The sequence below is a fragment of the Massilia violaceinigra genome (assembly GCF_002752675.1).
In the GTDB taxonomy this organism is placed as follows: Bacteria; Pseudomonadota; Gammaproteobacteria; order Burkholderiales; family Burkholderiaceae_D; genus Telluria_A; species Telluria_A violaceinigra.
In genome coordinates this window covers 4290016-4307471 of sequence record NZ_CP024608.1, presented here as the reverse complement: position 1 = coordinate 4307471, position 17456 = coordinate 4290016, and the positions used below count along the sequence as shown (strand labels likewise).

Below are 17456 nucleotides of genomic sequence, written 5' to 3'. Positions count from 1 at the left end.
AGGAACTTCATTGAACTCTCCCTATTTTTCGGCACCTGTGGACGGCGTCCTTGAAGGCTATGCCCTGTCGCCCCAGCAGGCCAGCCAGTGGCGATGGCAGCAGGCGTACGGCGCCACCGCCGTCCCGCAGGCCAGCCTGTGGCTGCGCATCGATGCTCCGGTCGATCTGCCCCGCCTGCGCGCCAGCCTGGCCCAGGTCGTGGCGCGCCACGAAATCCTGCGCACCGCATACCAGCAGTTGCCGGGCATGGCGCTGCCGATGCAAATCATCGCGCCTTCAGGGGAGATGCCCTGGCTCGACCCGGATGACCAGGGTCCCGGAGTACAGATGACACCCGGTGCCGACGGCACGCTGCGTCTGTGCCTGCGGCTGCCCGCGTTTCAGGCCGATTCGGCCAGCATGATGGCGTTGGCGCGCGACTGGCTTGACGTCTACCAGGGCGGCCCGCTCGCCGATGTGGCGCTTCAATACGCCGACTATGCGGCGTGGCGCGGCGAGCTGCTGGAAAGCCAGAACGATCCGCATCCGCTGTGGGAGCCGCTTCGCAACCAGGCCCTGTCGTCGCAAGCGCTGCCGCTGCGGCCCGGGGCCGCCGCCGCCGTGATCGAGCATGATATGGTCCCGTGCGCGCTCGATCCGGCCATCGAACAGCGCTGGAAGGACTATGCGCGCGAGAACGGCCAGGCGCCCGAACTGGTGCTGCTGGCCGCCTGGATCGCGCTGTGCCACCAGCACAGCGGCGCCGAGCGTCTGACCATCGGCTTCGATGCGCAGCAGCGCAGCGACGCCACGGCCGACGCGCTTGGATTGTACGGCGAAGCCTTGCCACTGGCGGCCGGCCGTCTGGACGCGCTGGACTTTGCCGGCTTGTGCGGCGAACTGGAACGCCAGTGCGCACTGCTGGCGGAGTGGCGCGACAGCTATCCCGCCGACCTGTTCGACCAGCCCTTCGCGCTTGGCTTCCGATGGATTGCACCGGCCTGCCCTGCCCTGGCGCAGGCGGGATGGCGCGTCGAGCGCGTGTGCGCCCCGGCCGCACCGTTCCAAATTTTGCTGGAGACCAGCGACTCCGGCCTGTGCTGGCATGTCAACCGGGCGCTGTATGACAACGCCGCCGTGGCATTGCTGAGCGATCAGCTGGCAACCCTGCTCGACAGCGCATGCCGCCAGCCCGTCCGCCCCTTGCGCGAACTGTCGGCATGCAGCCCGCGCGAACAGCAGCTACTGGCCCGCGAACTAAGCGGCTCCCTGCCGCTCGGCGCCGATCAGCAGCAACGCTATGACGCCATCAATGCGCTCGGCTCCCTGGCGCAGTGCTTCAGCGAGCAAGTGTCCGCGCATGCGGACCTGCCGGCCGTCGAAGGCGCGAGCGGCCAACTGAGTTACCGCGAACTCGATGAGCGCTCGACGGTGTTGGCCAAGCATTTGCTGGCGCGTGGCTTGGCGCCGCAGTCCAGGGTCGTGCACCTGCTGCCGCGCGACATTGACGCGGTGGTCGCCATGCTGGCCATTTTCAAGGCGGGCGCCTGCTACGTTCCGGTCGATCCCGGCTATCCGGCGCAGCGCGTGCAATTCATCCTCGAAGATTGCCACGCACCGGTCATCATCACCCACAGTTCGCTGCTGGCGACGTTGGCGCCGCACCTGCAAGCGCGCGCCCTTGTCATCGATACCTTGCCTGCGTCAGCGCCGGTTGACGTACCAGTCGCTCCTGGCGCAAGGCAGGACTGCGCCTATCTGATCTACACCTCCGGCAGCACCGGCCAGCCAAAGGGTGTGCAGATCACCCACGCCAACGCCTTGCATTCGCTGGCCGCAAGGGTGGCCTACTACCCCGATCCGGTGCGCAAATTCCTGCTGCTGTCCTCATTTGCGTTCGACAGTTCAATCGCAGGCCTGTTCTGGAGCCTGGCGCAAGGCGGCACGCTGGTGATCTGCAGCCAGGACGATCAAAAGGATCCGGCCCGCCTTGCACACATCATCCGCTCCGGCGCGGTCACGCACATGCTGGCCCTGCCCTCGCTGTACGCCCTGCTGCTTGAGCAGCCCGGGACCCCGCCAGCGGCGCTGTCGACCGTCATCGTGGCCGGTGAAACATGCCCGCCCGCGCTGGTGCAGGCTCACCACCGCGCCTGGCCCCAGGCGCGGCTGTATAACGAATACGGCCCTACCGAGGCATCGGTCTGGTGCAGCGTGGCGCTGTTGCAGGAGCCGGTGGCCATCGGCCGCGCCATTGCGCACACCCGGGTCTACGTGCTCGATGACGATGGTGCGCCGGCCGCGCGCGGCATGCTGGGCGAGATCCACATTGCCGGTCCGGGTCTGAGTCCCGGCTATGCGGATCGTCCAGAACTGAGCGCGGAGAAATTCATCACCGCCTCGCACCCACTGCTGGACGGCGAGCGGCTGTACCGCAGCGGCGATATCGGCTACCTTGACCAGAATGGCACGCTGATATTCGCCGGCCGCGCCGATGCGCAGGTCAAAGTACGCGGCTACCGGATCGAGCTTGGTGAAATCGAATCGGCGCTGCGCGATGCCAGCGGCGCCTCGCTGGCGATGGCGCTTGCCGAGACGCGCGACGGCGCAACGCTGCTGCGCGGCTTCATCGAAACGCGCAACAAGACCGACCTTGCCGCGCTGCGCACCGCACTTGCGCTGCGGCTTCCGGACTACATGATACCGGCCGATATCCAGGTGCTGGCCAGCCTGCCGCGCAACGCCAACGGCAAGGTTGACGCCAAGGCCCTGCTGGCCCTGCGCGCCAGCCACCAGCGCCCGCCCTATGCGGCCCCCACCACACCCTCCGAGCGCCAACTGGCCCAGTTGTGGCAACAGCTGCTGGACTGCGAGGCGCCTGGAGCCGACGACGACTTCTTTGCCCTGGGCGGCCACTCGCTGCTGGTCGTACGGCTGGTGCATCTTATTAAGTCCACCATGGGAAGCGACATCCCTGTCGGCGCAGTGTTCCGCAATCCGACCATCCGCTCGCTGGCGGCGCAGCTTGCACCGTCATCGGATGCGTCCTCGCTGCTGCCGCTGCGTAGCGGCGATGGGCATCATCCGCCCGTGTTCTTCCTGCACCGCCCAGCCGGCGACGTGCAGCACTACGCCCCTCTGATCGCGTCGCTGCCGGAGGGCCAGGCCGCTTACGGCATCGTCCTGCCGCATGGCGTGGGTCCGGAACAGGCAAGCCTGGCACACCTCGCGCAGCGCTACCTGGGCCAGGTGAAAAGCGTGCAGCCGCACGGCCCCTATTTCCTGTGCGGCTGGTCGATGGGCGGGCTGCTGGCCCTGGAAATGGCCAGCGTGATCGAGCAAGGAGGCGATTGCGTCGGCATGCTGGCCATTGTCGACAGCAGCTTCGACCCGGGCGACGAGGGTTTGAGCAACGACGAACTGCTGCAACTGGTAGCGCAGGAATTGACCGACGAAAGCTGCCGCCGGCTGGCGAGCGCGCACGGCGCGCTCGCCGCACTGAGCGCACTGGATGCGGGCATGGGCAAAATGGCGCAACTGCGCCGCGCGTTCGACGAATGGTGCCCCGCGCATAACATGGCCCTGAAGTCGTCGGCGGCCATCGTTGCCGCCACGCTCGACGCCATGGAACATGCGCGCCAGTGGGTCGCCTCTTTCGCGCCGCCCACCGTGTCGGCCGAACTGCATCTGTGGTGGGCCGAGGCGACCCTGGCCGGGCAGCCTGACCTTCCAATGCACTGGGCACGCCACAGCGTGGCCGCCGCGCATCACGTGCATGTGCCGGGCGACCATGACGACATCCTGCACCACCCCGCCTTCAGCGCCACCTTTAACGCCGCCTTGCGCGCATCCAGACGGGATCTTGCCGCATGAATTTGCTTTCCTACCTTTACCGCCAGTCGCGCCAACTGCTCCTGCTCGCCACTATCGCAGGAGCGATCGCGGGCCTGAGCGGCGCGGCGCTGGTGGCCGTCATCAACAAGGGCATCAACGCGCCGGACCGCCTTTGGGAGTTTGGCCTTGCCTTCTTCGGCCTGTGCCTGCTGATGCTCGTTTCCAAACTCGTCGCCGAGATCTCCCTGCTGCACCTGACCCAGGGCGCCATCTACCGGCTGCGCCTTGACCTGAGCACCAAGCTGCTGGCCACGTCCGTGCATCGCCAACAAACCCTCGGCAAGCACCGCCTGCTGGTCATTCTCACCGACGATGTCAACACCTTCACCAACGCGTTCGAGTTCATTCCCGTCCTGTTCATCAACGCCATCGTCGTCAGCGGCGGCCTGGCCTACATGGCCTGGCTGTCCTGGCCGATGCTATTGATGCTGGCCGCGTTCCTGAGCGTGGGCCTGCTCGGCTTTCACATGGCGGAACGGCGCCCGCTGGCCCACCTGGCCAAAGTGCGCGAACAGAAGGACGTGCTGTACCAGCACTTCCGCAGCCTGATCGAAGGGGCGCGCGAGCTGCAGCTCAACACCGAGCGTGGCAGGGATTTCGTCAGTGGCGTGCTGGCGCCCGGAGCCGCCGAATTCAGGCAGCGGTTCGTGCGGGGCATGCGCGGCTACGCCATTGTCGCCAACATCGGCACGCTGCTGTTCTACCTTAACATCGGCGTTTTGCTGTTCGTGATACCGCACTGGCTGCGCCTGCCCGCCGAAACCCTGAGCGGATTCACCATCACGCTGCTGTTCCTGATCCGGCCGATTATCGATCTGATGACCGCCCTGCCGACCCTGCGCCAGGCCGGTTTTTCGCTCGCCAAGATCCGCCAGCTCGACCAGGAACTCGTCCCGTCCGAAGCCGCCGGGGATGCCGCGCGCGCCTTCGACACAAGCGCGCCGCTGTCGATCGAACTGAAAGGTGTTTGCCACCGCTACCCGGGTGAAAGCGGCGACGGCAGCTTCATGCTGGGCCCCATGGACTTGCGCATCGCCCAGGGTGAACTCATCTTCATCGTGGGTGGCAACGGCAGCGGCAAGACCACGCTGGCCATGCTGCTGCTTGGGCTGTACGCGCCCGAAGCGGGAGCGGTGGCGCTGAACGGCATTGATGTCACGGACAGCAACCGCGAGGCTTACCGCCAGCACTTCTCGGCCGTCTTCGCCGACTTCCACCTATTCGAACAACTGCCGGGAATAGCGGGTGCGGCGCGCCATCAGCACGCGCTACATTACGTCAAGGCGCTCGGCCTGCAGCACAAGGTCAAGATAGAGGACGGCCGTTTTTCGACCACCAATCTGTCGACCGGCCAGCGCAAGCGCCTGGCCCTGGTTGCCGCCTACCTCGAAGACCGGCCGGTCTACCTGTTCGACGAATGGGCCGCCGACCAGGACCCTGTGTTCAAGCGCGTCTTCTACACTGAACTGCTGCCCGAGCTCAAAGCGCGCGGCAAGACCATCCTCGTCATCAGCCATGACGATGCCTATTTTTCGGCCGCGGACCGGGTCATCAAACTTGAAGACGGCCACCTGCATGTACCCGAGCGGCGCGACGCATGCGCCGCCTGAACAAGGAACCACACATGAATATTGAACCTAACCGCTGGCTGGTCCGGCAGCCTGGCGCACAGCGCCGCATGCGCCTGTTCTGCTTTTCGTACGCCGGAGGCAGTGCGGCCAGCTACTACGCGTGGCAAGCCGCACTGGACCCCGCCATCGAAGTCTGCGCCATCCAGCTGCCCGGTCGCGGCGCCCGCCTCGGCGAGCCGCCCATGCGCTCACTGGCCCTGGTGGTGGAAACGCTGGCGCAGGTGATCGACCTGGGCGACGAGCTGCCATTTGCCTTTTTCGGGCACAGTCTCGGTGGCCTGCTTGCCTTTGAACTGGCGCGCTACTGCCAGCGTCGCGGCGGTCCGATGCCGGAACGCCTGTTCGTCTCGGGCAGCGTTGCGCCACGCCGCCGCCTGCTGTCGCGCCGCCTGCACGAACTTGGCGACGCCGATCTGATCGCCGCCCTTCGCCAGTACAACGGCGCCCCGGCCGCGGCCCTCGATGAGCCGGAGCTGATGGCCCTGATGCTGCCGACGGTACGCGCCGATTTCGCGCTGGCGGCGGACTACGAATACCGCAGCGGCCCCCTGCTCGCGCTACCGGTCAGCGTGTATGGTGGAGATCGCGATCCGCATGTGGCCTTTGAAGACCTGTCGAACTGGCAGGACGAAACGACCGAAACGATCAGGCTGCACCGCTTCGCGGGCGATCACTTCTTCATCCAGAGCGCGCGCGACGCGGTGCTGGCACAGATGCAGGCCGAATTGATGCAGATGATCGAGGCGGCAGCGTGACACCGTGGCTATTCGCAGCCGCGACGCGTCAGTACTGCTTCAAGTGGCGATAGGCCGACAGCAGGCTTAATCCCAGCGCCAGCATGACGCCGTCGACAACGTGGCTGGTGTGGAGTGGCTGTGCCAGGGCAAACAGGACGGCATCGCCGCTCACCCAAGCGTTGACGGGCGCCACCAGCACAAACAGGATGCCGGCCAGGCCGAGCAAGCCGCGCTCGACATGCGGCTTTTCGGCGCGCCACAAGGCCCATGCCACGGTAGCCAGCCAGGCGGAGCACAGGGCGAGAACCGGGTTCCCCTGCTGTGCCATCCACTGCGGCGCCAGGCGCGCGGCGAGGAACAGGGTAGCGACCGCGATGGGAAAGCCGATCGTCACGCCGGCAGCCAGGCCGCGCATCAGATGCTGCGCGCGCGCCATGGTGTTGTCGCGCCGGTGCCGGTCCAGCCACAGGAGGATCCCCGACACCGGCATCAGGCATGCGGCAATCCCCAGCAGCAAATAGACAAACTTGAGCGTGGCATCGCCGAATTCGGCGAAGTGCAGCGGCAACAGCGCGGAGTAAGTTCGCCAGCCGGCGCCATTGCCCACGCCGCGCGGCGTGGCCAGCAGGCGGCCCTCGCGATCGAACACCTTACGGTCGTTGGTGCTGAGGTAATCGGGACGCTCGCCTTCCACGGTGACCGTCGCCTTCTCATCCCCGATATGGGCGATCGTAAAAAAGCGCGGGATGAACGGTTCGCCGCGAATGTCGCGCGCCAGCATCGGCGCGGTCGCGCCCAGCGGCGCCAGGGTTCCGCTGGCGCTCTCCGTCTTGCCCCCAATCTCGGCGTAGGCCTTGCCGGAGTCGCCTTTGTGCGCCACCACCGCGGTTTGCAGCAGCAACAGGCCGGCAAGGCCGAGCACGCTGCCGGTGAATCCCATCATACCCAGGAAAGCGATGCCCCAGGTGCCCGCCAGCTTGTGCGCGTCCGACCAGCTTAAACGCCAGCTGCGGCCGGTTCGCAAGGTGAAGATATCCCGATAGAAACGGCGATGCATGACCACCCCGGTCAGCACCAGGAACATCAAGGTGATGCCGAGGAAGCCGGTCAGGAAAGTCCCCCACGGGAACGGCAGCAACAGGTCGGAATGCAGCACGCGCAGGGCGCGTCCAAAGCCCTCTGGCTTGATACCGAGCAGTGCGCCCGAGGTCGGATCGAAAACGGCCATGCGTCCGGAGTCGTCCTGCAGGCGCAGGATGACGCCATTCGAATAACGGGGCAGCTGCAAGGTGGCGCGGTCTTGTATCAGTCCGGCCAGTTTGGCTTCGTTCAGCACAGCCTTCACGTTCACCACGCCGCCCGCGGGCGCGGCAATGCGTTGCAACTCTGGGTATTGCCAGAGCTGGAGTTCGTGGACGAACAGCGCAACGCAGCCCGATGCGCAGACTACATAGATGGCCAGGGCAAGGACGATCCCAGCCCACGAGTGAAGAAGGTACCAGGCTTTGCGGCTGTCGGCCTGCGGGTGGTCAGCCAAAGCGATAGCCCAGGAAGACTGCACTGTAGAGCAGCATCGCCGCAGGGAGCAGGCGCAGCCATAGCTGCTTCCAACTGCTGAACCATAGCCACAGCATGGCCAGGACCCAGGCGACCGGCATCAGCATGCCGCCGAAAAAAATATTATTGGTGCGTGTGGAAGGGAACAGCAAGGCCCACGCCAGGCCAAAACCGACGGCCAGGACCAGGCTCCCGAAGAAGGAGACCAGTATCCGGCATGTCACTTGGCCGTAGCCTGCAGGCGCTGGCCAATCATAGCGAACATCCACATCCGGCTCGACTGCATCGCGGCGAGGAGGCGGGCGGTCTGGATTGCAACAAGCGGCGCCATGAGTCCGGCCGCCATCAGGCTGGCCACCCACACCGCCGCGCCACGCTCGACACCATTGACATGGGCGCTCAGCGCGAAACCGGCGCCCAGGCCGGCCAAGCCCAGCGCCCTGAGGCTGCTGCGTACCCTGCCCCCACCGGTCTGGCGCTGGGCCAAGACCAGAAATTGCATCGAGAAAAGAAGGACGAAGAAGGTCGGCATGGATGCGAACGAGAATGATTATCATTTGATTCTACAGTGAGCGTATCACGTCGTCAACGACTTCTTGAACAGGCGTAGAGGCTGGGTAACGCTCAATGACAACGCCCCGGCATAGGCCGTATCAGGCGCCGCGCCGCCAACATATATATAAGTACTTTTCACAATACCCATTCTTTCGTCCGCGCGATGTTGTCGCGTTTCCTGGTTCATGTCCAAATCCATAATATTATTTCCTTTGGGAAGTGTAAATTTAGAAAAGAATAACGACTGCCTGATCAGACGGTTTATTCGCTTCCCTGGATATCCCTTGCGTCATGCCCCTGTAACTTTTGAGCATTAGAATCATTCTCGTTCATTACAGACTCCGCGATTGCAGTCTGTATCAGAGCGCTCGACGATGTAATAACTTATTTGCTTGTCCTTGAAATAGCGCATTAGCCAAGAGGCCACCATTGCAATCAACATCCAGCTTCATTGGCTCACTTATTACCGTCAGCGCTGCAATTGTGCTGAGCGCTTGTGCGTCAAGTGCCACGACCAAGGCGTCGCCCTATCGCATCGAGTTCCAGGCGGCCCGCGACGTGAATGGCGACAGTCGCCAGCGCCCTTCCCCGGTCCAGGTCAAGGTATATGCGCTGCGCTCGCCGGCCAGCTTCCAGGCGGCCGACTTCTTTGCGCTGCAAAGCCAGGCCGAAACGGTGTTGGGCAAGGATCTGGTTGAAATAGAACAGATCGTGCTGGCGCCAGGTGAAAGCCGATCGATCAAAAAACCGGGCAATCCTGACGTCACTGCAATCGGCATCGTCGCTGAATACCGGCTATTAGAAAAGAATAAGTGGCGCGAAACAATTACTCTGCCAGATCCGAAACAATTGAATGCCTTTAAATTCTGGCAAACCTTGCCCGATCAGTTTCTCTTGCAGGTCGGTATTAACAAGGGCGGTATCGCATTGATTCAAAAAGCCAAATGAAACCATATTCACCCAATCCGAATATCGCCAGCAGTATGCATCAGCGTATCGTCTGGACCGAAGGCATGTTCTTCGTCCCCACCACTTCCAGCAGATGGAGCGCTACCTAGAAAATTTCGTGCAATCGCGCGTGCTGCCGATGCAAGGTTTTCACTGGGGATGGTCGCGCCTGGTGCTGGACCGGGATGCGCTTGCACTAGGAAAGCTGGCAATCAGCAGCGGCGCTGGGGTTATGCCTGATGGAACGCCGTTTGCCTTTGAAGCAGACAATGCACCTGGCATGCTGGCCGTGCCGGCGCAGCTCAAGGACCAGAACATCGTGCTGGCCCTGCCCTTGTGGCGTGCCAACCGGCCCGATTTTTCCTGGTCCGATGAGGTCCCGGCCCAGGACGCCGCCGGCAACACCGGCTGGACCCGCCATGACATCGGCGAATTTGAGATTGAAGACGCCAACACCGATGCATTCGGCCCGGCCGTGCTGCAATTTGGCCGCTTGAATCCGCGCCTGATGCCCGCGTCCGCGCTCAATGCGGACTGGCAGTCGGTGGGCGTGGTGCGCGTGAACGAACGGCGCAACGATGGCCAGGTGCTGCTCGATGAAAGCTACATCGCGCCGATGTTGGCTGCTACTGCGCATCCGGTGCTGGAAAGATTTGTCTCGCAACTGCACGGTCTGCTGCAACAGCGCGGCGATGCGTTGGCCGAGCGCTTGTCGCAGCCTGGCAGCAGCGGCGTGGCTGAATTTGCCGATTTTCTGCTGCTTGAAGTGATCAACCGCTACACCGGCGTCACCTGGCATGCGGGTCAAAGCAGTCGTTTGCATCCGGAGATGCTTTACAAGGACATGCTGAAACTGGCTTGCGACCTGGCCACCTATACCTGCGACAAGCGCCGCCCGACTGTCTATCCGCCGTATCTGCACGACGATCTGCAGGCCACTTTTACGCCACTGATGCTGGAACTGCGCCGCGCGCTGTCCATCGTTCTCGAGCAGCACGCCATCGCCATCCCGCTGCAAGAACGCGGCAATGGCATTCGCGTCGCGCAGATTCCTTCGCTGGAATTGATCCAGGACGCCGGGTTTGTATTGGCAGTCAATGCCGATATGCCGTCCGACCTGCTGCGCACGCGCTTCCCGGCGCAACTGAAAATGGGCGCGGTCGAGCGCATCCGTGACCTGGTGCTCCTGCAGCTTCCCGGCATCGGCGTGCGCCTGTTGCCAGTGGCGCCGCGGCATCTGCCGTACCACGCCGGCTTCACGTATTTTGAGCTCGACAAGACCGGCGAGTTCTGGAAGCAGCTGGAAAAGTCCGGCGGACTGGCGCTGCACGTGGCCGGTGATTTCCCCGGCCTCTCCATGGAATTCTGGGCCATTCGTCAATGAACACCACCAACACCCTCGGTTTCGATCCGCTCGGCCAGCTGGGCCGGCGCGGCGATCATTTTGTCGCGCCCAATCCGGGTGGCGCGTCGACCACATCCGGTGCTGGAGCCGCTGCCGCCGCTGCGCCGCCTCCCGGCCAACGCATCCACAGCGGCAGCAACCCGCTGGTGGCGCTGGCCAACCCGCTGCTCAATCTCATTCCACAGATTCGCACGACCGTGCATCACGCCGATCCGGCCATGCTGCGCGAGCAGCTGCTGGCCGAATTGCGCCAGTTCGAAACCCGCGCCAGAGAGGCGGGCATTGCGAACGAAACCATTATCGGTGCACGCTACTGCCTCTGCACCACGCTCGATGAGGCCGCCACGCTGACCCCTTGGGGCGGCGGTGGCGTCTGGTCGGCCAGCAGCCTGCTGGTGACGTTTCATAACGAAACCTGGGGCGGCGAAAAGTTTTTCCAGTTGCTGTCGCGCCTGGCGTCCTATCCGGCCCAGCACATCGATCTGCTTGAACTTCAATATTTCTGCCTGATGCTTGGCTTCGAAGGACGCTACCGGGTGCTCGACCAGGGCCGCTCGCAGCTCGAGGTGCTCAAGCAGCGCCTGCTGCAACTGATCCGCACCCAGCGCGGCGAGCATGCCAGCGCCCTGTCACCGCATTGGCATGATCCCGTCATGGCTGCGCGCGCGCAGCGCAGTGTGCCGCTGTGGGCAGTCGCCAGTGTGGCGGCGCTGGCCTGTCTCGGCTTGTTCATCGCTCTGCAGTGGTCGCTGTCGTCGCGCTCCGACGAGGTCTATGCCGCGATTGACCAACTGCGCGTCCCGCGCGTGGTCGCCAGCGCCGCCAAGCCCTCCCCTGCACCGCAAACGCGCCGCCTGGCGCAGTTCCTGGAAACGGAAATCGCCGAAAAGCTGGTCAGTGTGCTGGACCTGAGCGACCGCAGCACGGTCATCATCCGCGGCGACAGCTTGTTCGAGTCGGGCGCCGGTACTGTCAGCAGCAGCCCTGCGCACGCAGCCTTGCTGGAGCGAATCGGCAAGGCGCTCAATGCCGTCCCCGGCGCCGTGCTGGTGGTCGGCTACACGGACGATGTGCCCACCCGCGGCTTGCGCTTTGCGTCCAACTGGGAGCTGTCGGTGGCGCGCGCGGAGAGCGTCAAGAGCCTGCTGCAACCGCTGCTCGATCAACAAGGCCGCCTGCGCGCCGAGGGTCGCGGCGCGGCCGAGCCGGCCGTGCCGAACGACAGTCCAGCCAACCGGGCGCGCAACCGTCGCGTCGAAATTACCTTAATGGTGCCGCCGGCGGCACCGGCCACAGAGTCAGCGCCATGAATCTTGTTATGAACCTGTTCGGCAGAGTGGCCGGTGTCGTCTTCGGTCGTCAGCTGTGGATATTTTCTGGCCTGCTTGCCTTGTGCTGCATGGTGTGGCTGCTCGGCCCGATCATCGCCATCGGCCAGATGCGCCCGCTGGAGAGCGAACTGGCGCGCTGGTGCGTGATCGGCCTGGTGTTTGCCATCTGGCTGCTGCGCGCGCTGTACCGCAACTGGCGCGCGGCCCGCCTGAACTCCCAGCTGCTGACGCAAATCCGCACGCCCGCCGCACGCCCCAATGCCGCACCAAGCGCCGCCAACCCGCACCTGGATGAACTGAGCCAGCGCTTTCAGGACGCGTCCGAGAAACTACGCACGGCCAGGTTTGCCACCGACGGCGGTCAGGGCAAGCTGGCTTTCCTGCAGCGGTTCTCGGGCCAGTATCTGTATCAGCTACCGTGGTACGTCTTCATCGGCGCGCCCGGCTCGGGCAAGACCACGGCGCTGGTCAATGCGGGCCTGGAATTCCCGCTGGCTGAACAATTTGGCAAGGCAGCCATTCGCGGCATCGGCGGCACCCGCAACTGCGACTGGTGGTTCACCAATGAAGCGGTGCTGATCGACACGGCCGGCCGCTACACCATGCAAGAGAGTAATCGTGAACACGATCAGGGCGAATGGCAGGGTTTTGTCGACCTCCTCAAAAAGTTCCGGCCGCGCCAGCCGCTGAACGGCGCCATTCTCACCATCAGCATCGCCGATCTGCTCAGCAGCGGCGAGCAGGAACGCGCACTGCATGCGCTCACCTTGCGCAAGCGCCTGCACGAACTACGCGATCAGCTCGGTATTCAATTCCCGGTCTACGTCCTGATCACCAAGGTCGATCTGCTGGCCGGTTTTACCGAATATTTTGCCCAACTGAGCAAGGAACAGCGCAGCCAGGTATGGGGCCTGACCTTCAAGCTGGACGCCGTGCGCGATAGCAGCTTCGATGTGCCCGGCGCTTTTTCAGCACAGTATAAGCAACTGCTGGAACGCCTGTACGCCAGCCTGCCCGAGCAGCTGCTGGCCGAACACGACCCGCGCCAGCGCGAACTGGCCTACCTGCTGCCGCAGGAATTTGCCGGGCTGGAGGGTATCCTGAGCCAGTTCCTGGCGCACGTCTTTGTCTCGTCGAAATTCGAGTCGAACGCCTTGCTGCGCGGCGTGTACTTTACCAGCGGCACCCAGGAAGGCACCGTGTTCGACCGGGTCCTCGGCGGCATCAAGAACTTCTTGCAGATCAATACCGGCCAGCGTTCGCCGCAGATCGGCGAACCCGGCCGCAGTTTCTTTCTGCGCAGCCTATTGCAAGACATCATTTTCAAGGAAGCGGGCCTGGCTGGCATCAATGAACGCTGGCAGAAGAAGCAAACCTGGCTGCGCACAGCCGGTTATGCCGCCACCGCCCTGCTGGCGGTCGCGGTCTCGCTCGCATGGCTGAACAGCTACCGCGCCAACCAGGCTTACGTCAACGATGTCGCAGCGCGTCTGCCAGCGCTTGAAAAACGCCTCGGCGCAGTAAAGCTGAGCGACCGTGAACAGATCACCACCGTCATGCCGATGCTCGACGCCTTGCACGCCGTGCCCGTCAGCACGGTGCTCGACGTGGACAGTCCAGCGCTGGGTTACCAGCTCGGCCTGTATCAGGGCGGCAAGCTGCAGGCTGCGTCCACCCGCGCTTACGAACGGGCGCTGGATGACATGTTTCTGCCGCAACTGGCACGCCGCCTGGAAGACAGCCTGCGCCAGGCCCCGAGCGGCGACGTCGAACTGAGCTACAACGCGCTCAAGGCGTATCTGATGCTGTTCGACCCGGCGCATTACGACGCCGATTTTCTTCAAGCGTGGTTGTCGCTGGACCTGGAACGTCAATTGGGCAACGCCCTCTCGAACGTCCAGCGCGACGAACTGCGCGCCCATCTGAAGCGCTTGCTTGCGCAACGGATTGTTGCGTCGCCGTTCGCGCTAGACGAGCCACTGGTGGCGCAAACGCGTGAACGGCTGCTGACGCATACCCTGGCCCAGCGCGCCTACGGCACCATGAAGCGCATACTGCAAGGCAACAAGCAACTGCCAACGTTCAATGTCGGCGCCGTGGTCGGTCCCCAGGCCCCGCTGGTGTTTCGCCGCGCCAGTGGCGGCAGCCTGAATCAGGGCGTGGCCGGCTTGTACACCTATCGCGGTTACTGGGAACTGTTCGCTCCCGGCCTGGACGCGCGCGTCGCCAAGCTGGCGGAAGAAGAGAAATGGGTCCTGGCCCAGCCAAAAAGCGCGCCAGCGAGCGCCGATAACCTGGCCGCGTGGAGCGCCGAGGTAAGACGCCTGTACCTGACCGACTACATTCGCGTGTGGGAAGACTATCTGGGCGACCTGCGCCTGAAGACCGGCGGCACCCTGGCCCAGAATATCCAGGTCGCGCGCATCCTGTCGTCCACCGACTCGCCACTGGTGCGCCTGATGAACGCCGCGGCAAGGGAAACGACACTGGTGCGCCTTGATGAGATCAACGGCGCCACCATCGTCGACAAGGCCCGCGACAAACTCGACAGCACGCGCTCATCCCTGAGCCAGATCTTTGGCCACAACGACCTAACCAGCGGCAAGCCGGAGACGGCCGCCGCGGAACGCGTGGAAATGCTGGTCGATACGCGTTTCGCCGCGCTGCGCGAATTTACGACAGCGCGCGACAAAGGCGCCAAGGCGCCAATCGAAGGCATTGTCGAGACCCTGGGCGAGCTGTACGCCCAGTTGACCGCAACCGAAACCGCCCTGCGCGGCGGCGTAACTCCGCCACCGAATCAGGTGGTCAGCAAAATTCTGGCCGAAGCCGGCCGCCTGCCGACGCCGTTTCGCGGCATGCTGGGCGAACTGGCCAATTCCTCCGATAACAATGTGACCCAGGTACTGCAACAGCAGCTTGGCAAGAATGTTGCCGCCAACGTGGGCCACTACTGCCGGCAAAGCGTGGCTGGCCGCTACCCGTTCGTGCGCGCCTCCTCGCGTGACATGGCGCTTGGCGACTTTGCCCAGATCTTTGCGCCCGGCGCCCTGATGGACGAGTTTTTCCAGAAGAACCTGGCAAACCAGGTTGACACGGCGGCGCGGCCATGGCGCTTCAAGGGCGAACAGAAGGCCCGTGCCGGCTACCTCGATTCCTTTGAGCAGGCAGTCGTCATCCGTGATGTGTATTTCGCCGGCGGCGCCCGTACGCCCAGCATCCGGCTCGATATCAAGCCGGTTCAGATGGACGCCTCCATCGCTCAGTTTGTCATCGACATCGACGGCCAGGCCGTGCGCTACGCCCACGGCCCGCAAGTGTCGACGCCGGTTCAATGGCCCGGCCCGGCAGGGCGCAACCAGGTACGCGTGCAGGTTACCGGCAGCAACGGCAGCAGTGGTTCGCTGATGACCGAAGGCGCCTGGGCGCTGCACCGCATGTTCGACCGCGCCAGCCTGGCGCCCCAGCGCGACGCCGAAAAAATGCTGGCGACGTTCGACGTCAACGGCGCCAAAGCCGTGTTCGAAGTGACCGCCAGCAGTGCGCACAACCCGTTCCGCCTGGCCCAGCTGGCCAGCTTTTCCTGCCCGGGAGGGGTGTGATGAACGGCCCATTCAACAAGGTCGCCCAGGGCGCAGCAAGCGCACCGGTCGGCTGGTTCGGCAAGATCCCGTCGGCTGGCGACTTCGTCCGGCAGCAACTGCCTTACGCCCTGCTGGGCGGTTGGGAGCACTGGCTGCAAAACGGTTTGGCGGCCTTGCAGCAAGCCGGCCCCAACATGCTGGCCACGCACTATGCCGTGGCGCCGCTGTGGAATTTCCTGCTCCCGGCGGGACTCGGCCACGACTCGGTTCAGCTCGGCGTTCTGGCGCCCAGTTGCGACCGGGTTGGCCGCTACTACCCGGTCGCGGGGCTGTGGCCGGTGCCTATCGACGCATTCCATAACGGCATGCTGGAGGGCTGCGACGAATTTTACGGCGCGCTCGGCCAGGCGCTGCTGGAGGCGATCCGCCACGGCCACGCCATCGACCGCCTCGGCGCTGCGCTGGCGCAGGTAAACACCGCGCCGATGAGCACGCGCGCCGCCGTGGACCAGGACTCTTTCTGGCGTCAGGCGCAGGCCGGCATCCGTCGACACACCAGGTCCAGTCCCGACCTGGCGCTGTATTTCGACCCTGCCAGCGCCACCAGTTTCTGGTGGACCAACCAGGGCGACGGCTCGCCCCTGAAGACCTGCACCCACACCGGACAGTTGAACAATGCCCTGTTCGCCCGCCTGTTCGGTCCCCAACAAGGAGCCGTATGACCGATTTTTCCAACGCCAGCGTCCTGATCGACCCGGCGACAGCGCCAGGCGCCTCCACGAGCCCGCTGCCCAACGGCCACCGCATGGAAGAGTTCGAAATTACCGGCGTGCTCGGTGTCGGTGGCTTTGGCATCGTGTACCGCGCTTTCGACCATGCGCTTGCGCGGGTCGTGGCGATCAAGGAATACATGCCGGCCATGCTGGCGGTGCGCCAGGGCGACCTGAGTATTGCGCTGCGCAGCGAACGTTTCGCCGCCACCTTCAAAAGCGGCCAGGCAGGCTTTATCAATGAAGCGCGCCTGCTTGCCAAGTTCGACCATCCGGGCCTGATCAAGGTGCTGCGTTTCTGGGAAGGCCATGGCACCGCCTACATGGCCACGCCCTGCTACGAAGGCCTGACGCTCAAGCAGCGCCTGGCGGGCGGGCGCGCCCTCAGCGAAGCGGAAATCATGCGCATGCTGGCGGCCCTGCTGGGCGCGCTTGAAACCTTGCACCGCGCCCAGTGCTTCCACCGTGACATCGCGCTCGACAACATCCTGATGCAGCCGGACGGCACCCCGGTCCTGCTTGATTTCGGCTCGGCCCGCAAGCTCATTGGCGACCTCGTTGACGATTCCAGCATCATGCTCAAACCCGGCTATTCGCCGATCGAGCAATACACCGACGACCCGGCCTTTCGCCAGGGACCGTGGACCGACATTTATGCGCTCGGCGCGGTCATTCACATCCTGGTGTCGGGCCAGCTGCCGCCAGCGGCGGTCGTACGCAGCATTTCAGACAACTACCAGCCGCTCGAAGGCAGCACCCAGCGCTACAGCGCCACCCTGCTGCGCGCCGCCGATGCGGCCCTGCGCCAGCGCATTGAAGATCGGCCACAATCGGTCGGGGCGTTTGCGGCTCTGCTGGGCCTGACTTCGGCAACGCCGGGACACTACAGCGCAGTCGATCACCTGGCCCCGTTGGCAGGCGTTGCGGCGCCAGCGGCAAAAGAAGCCGCATCTCCAGCCAGCCCGGCGCCCGCGCAAGGCATGCCGCGCGAAGCCCTTGTCAGGTCCGCGTCGGTCACGCCGCAAGCATCCTCCGGCGAGCGCGTCGCGCCAACAAATACAGCA

Annotated in this window: 11 protein-coding genes and 2 pseudogenes; 9 read left to right on the top strand and 4 right to left on the bottom strand. The window is 64.3% G+C overall.

Annotation, left to right across the window (positions count from 1 at the left end):
* The first annotated feature begins 10 nt into the window (after positions 1 to 10).
* The 3 genes from CR152_RS19165 to CR152_RS19155 are packed head-to-tail and all read left to right on the top strand — an operon-like array spanning position 11 to position 6260.
* The gene (locus tag CR152_RS19165; protein WP_167399920.1) at positions 11 to 3853 is read left to right on the top strand and encodes a non-ribosomal peptide synthetase; all 3843 of its coding nucleotides are present in this window, start codon (positions 11 to 13) and stop codon (positions 3851 to 3853) included.
* Complete coding sequence (locus CR152_RS19160; protein WP_099877207.1) at positions 3850 to 5484, top strand: cyclic peptide export ABC transporter; 1635 nt, start codon at positions 3850 to 3852, stop codon at positions 5482 to 5484. The genes CR152_RS19165 and CR152_RS19160 overlap by 4 nt, the downstream gene beginning before the upstream one ends.
* A 14-nt stretch (positions 5485 to 5498) precedes the next feature.
* Positions 5499 to 6260, top strand: coding sequence for a thioesterase II family protein (locus CR152_RS19155; RefSeq protein ID WP_099882497.1), 762 nt, complete (start codon positions 5499 to 5501; stop codon positions 6258 to 6260).
* A 28-nt stretch (positions 6261 to 6288) separates the two neighbouring features.
* Here the strand turns inward: CR152_RS19155 and CR152_RS19150 are convergent, their stop codons facing one another.
* Genes CR152_RS19150 through CR152_RS33105 form a run of 4 tightly spaced genes read right to left on the bottom strand, consistent with a single transcriptional unit; the run spans position 6289 to position 8541 of the window.
* A complete protein-coding gene (locus CR152_RS19150; protein WP_157778593.1) occupies positions 6289 to 7779 on the bottom strand; it encodes a PepSY-associated TM helix domain-containing protein in 1491 nt (496 codons plus the stop codon).
* Positions 7772 to 8023 (bottom strand): hypothetical protein, encoded by a 252-nt coding sequence (locus CR152_RS19145; protein WP_099877201.1) that lies wholly within the window; start codon positions 8021 to 8023, stop codon positions 7772 to 7774. The genes CR152_RS19150 and CR152_RS19145 overlap by 8 nt, the downstream gene beginning before the upstream one ends.
* On the bottom strand, positions 8020 to 8331 hold the full coding sequence (locus CR152_RS19140) for a hypothetical protein (protein ID WP_099877199.1): 312 nt from the start codon (positions 8329 to 8331) through the stop codon (positions 8020 to 8022). The genes CR152_RS19145 and CR152_RS19140 overlap by 4 nt, the downstream gene beginning before the upstream one ends.
* Positions 8332 to 8376: 45 nt before the next feature.
* Positions 8377 to 8541, bottom strand: coding sequence for a hypothetical protein (locus tag CR152_RS33105; protein ID WP_157778592.1), 165 nt, complete (start codon positions 8539 to 8541; stop codon positions 8377 to 8379).
* A 242-nt stretch (positions 8542 to 8783) separates the two neighbouring features.
* Here CR152_RS33105 and tssJ point away from each other — a divergent pair, with 242 nt between their 5' ends.
* From tssJ to CR152_RS35160, 6 genes and pseudogenes are all read left to right on the top strand, one after another.
* Complete coding sequence (gene tssJ / locus CR152_RS19135) at positions 8784 to 9302, top strand: type VI secretion system lipoprotein TssJ (RefSeq protein ID WP_099877196.1); 519 nt, start codon at positions 8784 to 8786, stop codon at positions 9300 to 9302.
* Positions 9299 to 10686: pseudogene (tssK, locus tag CR152_RS19130) on the top strand (type VI secretion system baseplate subunit TssK). Before tssJ ends, tssK begins: the two are co-directional and overlap by 4 nt.
* Positions 10683 to 12017 (top strand): DotU family type VI secretion system protein, encoded by a 1335-nt coding sequence (locus tag CR152_RS19125; protein ID WP_099877193.1) that lies wholly within the window; start codon positions 10683 to 10685, stop codon positions 12015 to 12017. The pseudogene tssK and the gene CR152_RS19125 overlap by 4 nt, the downstream one beginning before the upstream one ends.
* Positions 12014 to 15640 (top strand): type VI secretion system membrane subunit TssM, encoded by a 3627-nt coding sequence (gene tssM / locus CR152_RS19120; RefSeq protein ID WP_099877190.1) that lies wholly within the window; start codon positions 12014 to 12016, stop codon positions 15638 to 15640. The genes CR152_RS19125 and tssM overlap by 4 nt, the downstream gene beginning before the upstream one ends.
* Positions 15640 to 16344: a type VI secretion system-associated protein TagF gene (gene tagF, locus CR152_RS19115; protein WP_099877187.1), complete on the top strand. Its 705-nt coding sequence runs from the start codon at positions 15640 to 15642 to the stop codon at positions 16342 to 16344. The genes tssM and tagF overlap by 1 nt, the downstream gene beginning before the upstream one ends.
* Positions 16341 to 17216: pseudogene (locus tag CR152_RS35160) on the top strand (serine/threonine protein kinase); the annotation flags it as partial. The gene tagF and the pseudogene CR152_RS35160, both read left to right, overlap by 4 nt.
* Positions 17217 to 17456 lie beyond the last annotated feature (240 nt).

What these genes read in the sequence shown, in the direction of transcription:
- CR152_RS19160 (WP_099877207.1), top strand. Translation starts at nt 3,850, where the DNA reads ATGAATTTGCTTTCCTACCTTTACCGCCAGTCGCGCCAACTGCTCCTG.
- CR152_RS19155 (WP_099882497.1), top strand. Translation starts at nt 5,499, where the DNA reads ATGAATATTGAACCTAACCGCTGGCTGGTCCGGCAGCCTGGCGCACAG.
- CR152_RS19140 (WP_099877199.1), bottom strand. Translation starts at nt 8,331, where the DNA reads ATGCCGACCTTCTTCGTCCTTCTTTTCTCGATGCAATTTCTGGTCTTG.
- CR152_RS33105 (WP_157778592.1), bottom strand. Translation starts at nt 8,541, where the DNA reads ATGAACCAGGAAACGCGACAACATCGCGCGGACGAAAGAATGGGTATT.
- CR152_RS19125 (WP_099877193.1), top strand. Translation starts at nt 10,683, where the DNA reads ATGAACACCACCAACACCCTCGGTTTCGATCCGCTCGGCCAGCTGGGC.
- tssM (WP_099877190.1), top strand. Translation starts at nt 12,014, where the DNA reads ATGAATCTTGTTATGAACCTGTTCGGCAGAGTGGCCGGTGTCGTCTTC.
- tagF (WP_099877187.1), top strand. Translation starts at nt 15,640, where the DNA reads ATGAACGGCCCATTCAACAAGGTCGCCCAGGGCGCAGCAAGCGCACCG.